We start from the raw sequence: 362 nt of genomic DNA on the forward strand, positions 1-362 counted from the left end.
TTACTGCCTGTACCGTATTCTTTGTCGTAATCTGCCTGTAAGCGGTTCAATTCTTCGGTTAATTTACCAATCTCTTGTTCACTGGCTTTTTGTGCTTTAGCTTTTCCCAATTCCAGTTTGGCTTGTTCAATCTTCTCCCGTTCGTTATGGGTGTAAATCTGCATCGCTTTGTCTGCGATTTCGCCTATCCCTTTAACTAGCTCTTGGGTTTCTCTTACCTCTGTGAGGTCGTGTTTCGTAACCTTCTGATTCGCATTTTGTGTATCACGATTGAGATTTTTCAGCGTAGTTTCTGCACTCGGGTCGTCTGTGAGTGTGATGTCAATGTTTTCGCCGATTGCTGCTTTTGTGGTGCTTTGGCT

General features: G+C 43.6%; 1 pseudogene. It reads right to left on the reverse strand.

The window, feature by feature from the left end:
- Positions 1–362 (reverse strand): annotated as a pseudogene (locus tag A1D25_RS01915) (hypothetical protein); the annotation flags it as partial.

The organism is Ursidibacter arcticus (genome assembly GCF_009761375.1).
Lineage (GTDB): Bacteria > Pseudomonadota > Gammaproteobacteria > Enterobacterales > Pasteurellaceae > Ursidibacter > Ursidibacter arcticus.